The 7,636-nt window shown below is 70.1% G+C and carries 5 protein-coding genes; all 5 read left to right on the top strand.

Annotated elements, in window-relative coordinates:
- The coding region (locus E3T48_RS10185; protein WP_134523949.1) for an SDR family NAD(P)-dependent oxidoreductase at positions 1 to 448 on the top strand (448 nt) is incomplete at its 5' end.
- A gap of 234 nt (positions 449 to 682) precedes the next feature.
- Positions 683 to 1,735, top strand: coding sequence for an iron ABC transporter substrate-binding protein (locus E3T48_RS10180; protein WP_134523948.1), 1,053 nt, complete (start codon positions 683 to 685; stop codon positions 1,733 to 1,735).
- A gap of 11 nt (positions 1,736 to 1,746) precedes the next feature.
- Positions 1,747 to 3,387: an ABC transporter permease gene (locus E3T48_RS10175; RefSeq protein WP_134523951.1), complete on the top strand. Its 1,641-nt coding sequence runs from the start codon at positions 1,747 to 1,749 to the stop codon at positions 3,385 to 3,387.
- Between the two features lie 53 nt (positions 3,388 to 3,440).
- A complete protein-coding gene (locus E3T48_RS10170; RefSeq protein WP_134523950.1) occupies positions 3,441 to 4,733 on the top strand; it encodes an ABC transporter ATP-binding protein in 1,293 nt (430 codons plus the stop codon).
- Positions 4,734 to 5,059: 326 nt separating this feature from the next.
- On the top strand, positions 5,060 to 7,636 hold a 2,577-nt coding region (locus tag E3T48_RS10165; protein WP_420898365.1), incomplete at its 3' end, for an Ig-like domain-containing protein.

The following is a 7,636-nucleotide window of genomic DNA, read 5'->3' as shown; positions in this document are numbered from 1 at the left end:
CGCCACCGGCGCAGGCACCGCCACCGGCGCAGGCACCGGAGCCGGCACCGGCGAGGGGGCCGGCTCCGCGCCCCGCGGGCCGGCCGGCATCCCGGAGCGCGGCGTGATCATCAACACGGCCTCCGTCGCGGCCTTCGACGGGCAGATCGGGCAGGCGGCCTACGCGGCGTCGAAGGGCGGGGTCGCCGCGATGACGCTTCCGCTCGCCCGCGAGTTCGCCCGGTCGCTGATCCGGGTGGTCGCGATCGCGCCCGGCATCTTCGACACCCCGCTGCTCCAGGGGCTGCCGGACAGCGTGCGCGAGTCGCTCGCGGCATCCGTGCCGCACCCGGCCCGGCTGGGCGACCCGGCCGACTTCGCCGCGCTGGTGCGGCACATCGTCGAGAACCCGATGCTCAACGGCGACACGATCCGGCTCGACGGCGCCATCCGGATGCCCCCGCGCTGACCCGATCTCCGTCCGCGGCGTGACCGGATGCTGCGGCCGGGCCTGGGCGTCGTGAGCGCGCCTGTTGCGCCGGTGCGCGCCAAGTGCGCCTGGCGCGCAGCGGCGCAACTGTAGCGCTCACCGCTGCCGCCGTCGTCACGCAGTTGACCAGCCGACCGATTCCCCAATTTCTTTAGGGTAGGCTTACCTAATGCCGCGGGAGACGCCCGCACGACAGACGAGGAATGCGACACGATGAACCTGACACGCAGATGGGCCATGATCGCCGGTATCGCCGGGGTGACCCTGCTGGGCGCGACAGCCTGCAGCTCCAACGGCGCGGCATCCGGCCCCGAAGCATCCGCGGGCGGCAAGCCGTCCGGCTCCATCACCGTGTACAACGCGCAGCACGAGGAGCTCACCCAGGCCTGGGCCGACGAGTTCACCAAGGAGACCGGGGTCGAGGTCACGCTGCGCAACGGCGACGACCCCGAGCTCGGCAACCAGCTGGTGCAGGAGGGGGCCGCGTCGAAGGCCGACGTCTTCCTCACCGAGAACTCCCCGTCGATCAGCCTCGTCGACAACGCCGGGCTCTTCACCCCGGTCGATGAGGCCACCCTCGCGCAGGTCCCGGAACAGTTCCAGCCGAGTTCCGGAAACTGGACCGGCATCGCGGCCCGCTCGACCGTGTTCGCCTACAACCCGGCGCTCCTCACCGAGGACCAGCTGCCGAAGTCCCTGCTCGACCTCGCCGACCCGAGCTGGAAGGGCCGCTGGGCGGCCTCGCCCTCCGGCGCCGACTTCCAGGCCATCGTCAGCGCCATGCTCGAGCTCAAGGGCGAGTCGGCGACGACCGCCTGGCTCACGGCGATGAAGAGCAACACCGTCGTCTACAAGGGCAACAGCACGGTGATGAAGGCCATCAACGCCGGCGAGATCCCCGGCGGCGTGATCTACCACTACTACTGGTTCGGTGACCAGGCCGGCACCGGCGAGAACAGCGGGAACACCAAGCTGCACTACTTCAAGAACCAGGACCCCGGCGCGTTCGTCAGCGTGTCCGGCGGCGGCGTGCTCAAGTCGAGCCCGAATCCGGAGGCCGCGCAGGCGTTCCTGGCCTTCATCACCGGTAAGGCCGGCCAGACCATCCTGCAGACCGGCGGCTCGTTCGAATATCCCATCGCCGACGGGGTCGGCGCGGATCCCGCGCTCCTGCCGATCAGCGACCTCGACGCGCCGAAGATCGACCCGTCGAAGCTGAACAGCACCAAGGTCACCGATCTGATGACCCAGGCCGGGCTTCTGTAAACTCGACCGTGATGTCCGTCACCCTGCCACCCGTGAGCCCGGCGCCCGAACGCCCGGATCCCGCGTCCCTGCCGCCGAAGAGCCCGGTTGCCGACGCGGGTCCGGCGCGCGCGGATGCCGTCGGCCGGGTGGGCCGGCGCCCCTCCCCGTTCATCGTCGCGGTGGCGTGCACGGTCTCGCTGCTCGGACTGCTGCCGCTCGGCTATGTGATCGTCACCGGCATCCTCACCGGCTGGCCGGAGCTCGCGGCGCTGGTGTTCCGGCCCCGGGTCGGCGAGCTCCTCGTCAACACGGTCGGCCTGGTCGTGATCACGGTCCCGCTCTGCGCGGCCATCGGGGTCGGCGCGGCTTGGCTGGTCGGCCGCACCTCGCTGCCCGGCGGCCGCGTGTTCGCCGTGCTGCTGGCGGCGCCGCTCGCGGTGCCGGCGTTCGTGAACAGCTACGGCTGGGTGAGCGCCATCCCGTCGCTGAACGGGCTCTGGTCCGGCGTCCTGATCGCGACCCTGTCCTATTTCCCGCTGGTCTACCTGCCCTGCGCCGCGGCGCTCCGGCGGCTGGACCCGACCGTGGAGGAGGCCGCAGGGTCGCTCGGCAGCGGCGCCTGGGGAGTGTTCTTGCGCGTGATCCTGCCGCAGTTGCGACTGCCGATCCTCGGCGGGTCGCTGCTGGTCGGGCTGCACCTGCTCGCGGAGTACGGCGCCTTCGCGATGGTGCGCTTCGACACCTTCACCACGGCCATCGTCGAGCAGTACCGGTCCACCTTCAACGGCCCGGCGGCGAACGCCCTCGCCGGCGTGCTCGTGCTCTGCTGCCTCTTCCTGCTGGTCGGCGAATCCGGCGCCAGGGGTCGCGCCCGCTACGCCCGGATCGGCTCCGGCGTGGCCCGCACCGCTCCTCGCCGTTCCCTCGGCCGGTTCACCCCGCTCGGCTACCTCGTCCTCGGCGGCCTGGTCGTGCTGTCGATCGGCGTGCCGTTCACGAGCGTGATCCGCTGGCTGGTCCGGGGCGGCCCCGCCGTCTGGGCCGACGGCGTCGTCGCGGAAGCCTTCCTGCAGACCGTCGGCTACGGCCTCGTCGGCGCGGTCGCCACCTGCCTGCTCGCCTTCCCGATCGCGTTCCTCGCGGTGCGCTACCCCAGCCGGCTGGCGCGCGGCCTCGAGTCGGTCAACTACCTCACCAGCTCGCTGCCCGGGATCGTGACGGCGCTCGCCCTGGTGACGGTGAGCATCCGTTTCGTGCAGCCGCTCTACCAGACCGTCGTGCTCGTGATCGCGACCTATCTGCTGATGTTCCTGCCGCGGGCGCTCGTGAACCTGCGGGCCGGGCTGGCCCAGGTGCCGGTGGGCCTGGAGGAGGCCGCCCGCTCGCTCGGCAAGCACCCGATCGGGGCGTTCCTGAGCGTGACCGTCCGGTTCTTCGCCCCGTCGGCGCTCGCCGCCGGCGCGCTCGTGTTCCTCGGCATCGTCACCGAGCTGACCGCCACCCTGCTGCTGGCCCCCAGCGGCACCCGCACCCTGGCGATCCAGTTCTGGTCGAAGGTGAACGACATCAACTACGTCGGCGCCGCTCCCTACGCCCTGCTGATGATCGCGCTCAGCCTGCCGGTGACCTACCTCCTGTTCGCCCGCTCCCGGCTGACGAGCGTCTCGTGACGGCCGTGGACCTGGCCGGCGCGGCCGAGGGTGAGGGTGTGGCGGGCGAACGGATGCCGGCCGGGCGGGCCGCGATCGAACTCGCCGGCGTCAGCAAGAGCTTCGGCGGCACGACCATCCTCGACCGGGTCTCGCTCACGGTGCCGGTGGGCAGCCGCACGGTCATCGTCGGCTCCTCCGGCTCCGGCAAGACCACCCTCCTGCGCCTGATCAGCGGTTTCGAGCTTCCGGATGCCGGCGCGATCACCGTCAACGGCCGCCCGGTCGCCGGCCCCGGCGTTTCCGTCGCGGCACACCGGCGCGGAATCGGCTACGTCGCCCAGGACGGCGCCCTGTTCCCGCACCTCACGGTGGGGCAGAACATCGCCTTCGGCCTCGGCCCGGCCCTCCGCGGCGGCACCCGCCGGGAGCGCAAGAAGGCCGTCGCCGAACTCCTCGGCATGGTCTCGCTCGACCAGGGCTTCGCCGACCGCCGCCCCGACGAGCTCTCCGGCGGCCAGCAGCAGCGCGTCGCCCTGGCCCGCGCGCTCGCCCGCCGCCCGAAGGTGATGCTGCTCGACGAACCGTTCTCCTCCCTCGACGCCGGGCTGCGCGCCGCGACCCGCGACATCGTCGCCGCCACCCTCGATCGCGCCGGGATCACCACGGTGCTCGTCACCCACGACCAGGCCGAGGCGATGAGCTTCGCCCACCAGCTCGCGGTGCTCCGCGACGGCCACCTCGGCCAGGTCGGTTCGCCGCGGGAAGTCTACTGGCGGCCGGTGGACCTGTTCACCGCCCGGTTCCTCGGCGACGCCGTCGTGCTGCCCGCCACCATCGGCGACGGGGTCGCCAGCTGCGCCCTCGGCCAGGTCGCCGTCGCCCCCACCACCCTGCACGGCGACGCCTGCATCATGCTCCGCCCCGAACAGATCGTGGTGGAGCCCTGCGACGCCGACGGCGCGGGCGCCTGCACCGGCCAGGTCGAGGCGGTCGACTTCTACGGCGCCGAGGTGCAGCTCGCGGTGCGGCTGCACGTGGCCGGCAGCCCGGGGACCATCGTGCACGTCAGGCAGCACGGCACCACCGGCACCGTCGTCGNAGGTCGAGGCGGTCGACTTCTACGGCGCCGAGGTGCAGCTCGCGGTGCGGCTGCACGTGGCCGGCAGCCCGGGGACCATCGTGCACGTCAGGCAGCACGGCACCACCGGCACCGTCGTCGGCAGCCAGGTCAGCCTCCGGGCACGCGGCACGGCCACGGCGTTCGCGGCGGCCGCCCTGGCGGCGCACCGGCATCCGTCGCCGCCCGCCGCCCGCTAACCCGCCCTGCCCTCCGGCCCGCCGTCTCCCCGCGGCTGCGCGCATAACTCCTGCAATTTGGGTTGCGCAGGCGGCCGCGTGCCGGAATCACGCGGCACTTCCGACCGGGGGCGACGATCTGCAGGAGTTATGCCGGTGCACGGGCGCTTCTTGCAGGCATCCAGCCCGCAGTCTGAGATCGGCGACGAGCTCTTGCCGGGCCTGGGTCGAGGGTGTTACCCTCTCCTGTGGGAGCGCTCTCACGGATGTGGTCTTCACCGCAAACCGGAGCCTGCACCCTTCATAGAGAGCAGGACCAGCGATGTCGCTATTCCATTTCCGACCCGGCCGCGTGGCTGCAGAGACCCGGATATGGAAGACCTCTCGCTTCCGCATGCGGGTTATCGCCGGCGGCGTTGCCGTCCTGCTGGGAGTGCTGACTGCCGGCACAGGGTTGGTGGTGGCCCCCGATGCGGCCCTCGCCGCCGCGGCCAAACCGACGCCCGCGGCCGCCCCGGACTTCGGCCCGAACGTTCGAATCTTCGACCCGAGCATGCCCGTGGCCGATATCCAGGCCGCGGTTGACGCCATTTCCGCCAAACAGGTCAATGACGAAATGGGAACCAACCGGTACTCCCTGCTGTTCAAGCCCGGCATCTACGGCAGCGCCGAGAAACCCCTCATCATCCAGGTCGGCTACTACACCGAGGTGGCGGGCCTGGGCGCCTCGCCGACGGATGTCACGATCAACGGCCACGTGGACGTCTACAACCGGTGCAGGACGGAAACGGGGTGCTTTGCGCTGGACAGCTTCTGGCGCTCGGTGTCGAACCTCACGATCAACGTCACGGGACTGGATGGCTGCCGGGCCGGCACCAACTTCTGGGCCGCATCGCAGGCCTCGCCGATGCGGCGGGTCAACATCACCGGCGGCAAGCTGTCGTTGATGGACTTCTGCACCGACGGGCCGCAATACGCCAGCGGCGGCTTCATCGCCGATTCCAAGACGGGCGATATCATCAACGGCTCTCAGCAGCAGTACCTGGTGCGGGACAGCAGCATTGGCGCCTGGTCGAACGGCGTGTGGAACCAGGTGTTCGCCGGGGTTCAGGGCGCACCGGCGGAGTCCTACCCCGAGCCGCCGTACACCACCCTCGCCAAGAGCCCGGCGAGCCGGGAGAAGCCCTACCTGTTCATCGATTCCGCGGGCGCGTGGCAGGTCTTCGTGCCGGCTCCCAGGACCAACTACTCCGGAACCACCTGGGAGAACGGACCGACGCCCGGGCGCGCGATCGCGTTGTCCAAGTTCTTCGTCGCGAAGCCGTCCGACTCGGTGTCCGCGATCAACAGCAAGCTCGCCAAAGGCCTGAACCTGTTGTTCACGCCCGGGGTGTATGACGTCGACAAGACGATCGCGGTCAAGGCCGCGGACACCGTGGTGCTCGGCATGGGCCTGGCCACCTTGACGGCAGTGAACGGTGCAGTGGTCATGACCACCGCCGACGTCCAGGGCATCGACATCGCCGGCATCACGATCGATGCGGGAACAAAGAACTCACCGGTGCTGCTGAAAATCGGCACCAAGTCCGGCCATCGCGGGACGAGCAGCCCGGCCAACCCGACCGCCCTGCAGGACGTGTTCTTCCGGATCGGCGGCCCGCACGTGGGCAAGGCGACGGTCAGCCTGGAGGTCAATACCGACAACACCATTCTCGATGACATCTGGGCGTGGCGTGCCGATCACGGCAAACCCGGCAGCGTCGGTTGGACCATCAACACCGGACAGAACGGTGTCATCATCAACGGCGACAACGTCACCGCCACCGGACTCTTCGTCGAGCACTACCAGCAGTACAACGTGATCTGGAACGGGGAGAACGGCAGGACCGTCTTCTTCCAGAACGAACTGCCCTATGACGCCCCCAACCAGGCAGCCTGGCAGCACGACGGCGTCCTGGGCTGGGCCGGTTACAAGGTCGCCGACACCGTGACCACGAACGAGCTGTGGGGCGGTGGCAGCTACGTCTTCAACAACGTCGATCCCACCATCCACGCCTCGGTCGGTTTCGAGGTGCCCCGCAAGCCGGGCGTGAAGCTGCACAACCTGCTGACCGTCCAGTTGGGCGCTGGAACCCTTGACCGCGTCATCAACGACAAGGGGTTGCCGGTGACGCAGGCCGGGGTCGGAATTCCCAGTTGCGTGAAACTCTATCCCTCTGACGACGCGACGCCTCCCACGGTCGCCATCACCGACAACGTCGATGGCGACACGGCCACCGGCAAGGTCACGTTCACGTTCACCTTCAGCGAGGATGTCTGCAGCTTCACCGCCGACGACATCGTCGTCACCGGTGGGTCGAGGGGATCCTTCACCCGCGTCAATGCCAAGACGGCCACCCTGGTGGTGCCGCCCGCGGAGAACGCAAGCGGAACCATCAACGTGAGCATGGCGGAGGCCACGTTCACCGATCTGGCGGGCACCGCCAACACCGCGGCCGCCAGCGCCCGGCAGGGGTTCAACACCACGACGCCGCTGACGGTTGCCATCACCGACAACATCCGGACCGCAACCGCGACCGGGGACGTGACGTTCGCTTTCGCGTTCAACAGGGACGTCGGCACCAGTTTCACCGCTGATGACGTCGTGGCCACCGGCGGCACCAAGGGCGCGTTCGTTCGCGTCGACGCCACGCACGCCACCCTCGTGGTGGCACCCCCGGCCGACTCGACGGGAACCGTCGCGGTCAGCGTGGCCGCGGGGACGTTCACCGATCTGGCCGGCAACGCGAACGCCGCCTCCGCCACCGCGCAGCAGGCGTACAACACGACCTCGACGCCGCCGCCGGCGCCGTCCTGGGCGCTCACGTTCGATGACAGCGCGAAGACCTACACGCTGACTGACTTCGGCAACAACGGCGGCGCGGTGGTGGCCGACCCGGCCGGTGGCACGAACAAGGTCGGCACGGTGTCC

It is taken from the genome of Cryobacterium fucosi, assembly GCF_004403515.1.
GTDB lineage: Bacteria > Actinomycetota > Actinomycetes > Actinomycetales > Microbacteriaceae > Cryobacterium > Cryobacterium fucosi.
Note: the sequence above shows the minus strand (reverse complement) of the source record. Positions and strands in the feature narration are given on the sequence as shown.